The 945-nt window shown below is 63.5% G+C and carries 1 protein-coding gene; it reads left to right on the top strand.

Annotated features, from left to right (window positions below; all coding sequences use genetic code 11):
• Positions 1-900 (top strand): hypothetical protein (locus tag K728_RS21340; RefSeq protein ID WP_035748199.1); only part of this gene is annotated, 900 nt, incomplete at its 5' end.
• Positions 901-945: the final 45 nt, after the last annotated feature.

Genomic DNA, 945 nt, shown 5'->3' on the forward strand with positions numbered 1-945 from the left:
CCCGCCGACGTCGGGTGCCAGCCACAAGATGTTGACCGGCTGATGGAACAGGGCAGCGACTTCGCCTCCTACACCCCGTGGACCACGAATCCCCAGTACTACCCGGTGATCGGGTGTACCGACGAGTGGATGTCGATGGAGCTGACCGAGGAAGGGTACGCGGTCGAGGGCAAGGACGGGGGCAACGCCTGGTTCTACATCGCCCAGCGCGTCAACGGCCAATGGGTCATTGACCTCGATACCTACGGCGCGATTCTCCGGTGGGAGTTCCTCATGGAGGACCCCAACAGGACACCCCAGGAACTGATGGACCAGCGATTCATCGAAGCGGGCATCCCGGTGGAACTGCGGGAAGAGCTGGTCGGAGCCGGTCCCACCGCTGATGAACTGGTGCGGGGCCTTGACGCACCGGAGCTGGGCCTGTCCTACAGGATTCCGCTGGGCTGGGGGATTGTTGACGTGGCTGATGGGTACAACCTTGTCGACACCACGGGGAACGTTGTTTCCACGCTTATGCGGTCACGGGAGTCGGGAATTGGCGGGGCATGCTCGGAGCCCCCGGTGCCGTGGCGGGAAGTGCGGTCGGTTCCGGTGTCGATCGATACCCCGAGCGGGCCGGTAGGCGCCAGGTTTGTGCTCCGGGTATTCACCGGCGATCGACTCGTCGGCACCACGGCGCTGGTGTTGTCCACCGACCCCACCTCGGGTGAGGCCTGCATGCTCTATAACGTCATCTCGAATGCCGAGGTCGGCTTGCTGTCCCTGACAAACAACTTCCAGCTCACACCGTACGAGGTGGGTCGGGAGTTCGCATCCCTGGCGGAAGCTGAAGAGTATGCCGGGTCGGCGGAGTTCGACGCCCTGGCGGCTATCGCCGATTCGATAATCATCACCGACTAGTCACCCCTTAGACCGGGGAGTTCGGTCTGGCGACTCAGGTCCGCC

It is taken from the genome of Arthrobacter sp. CAL618, from assembly GCF_000468215.1.
Taxonomy (GTDB): Bacteria; Actinomycetota; Actinomycetes; order Actinomycetales; family Micrococcaceae; genus Arthrobacter_D.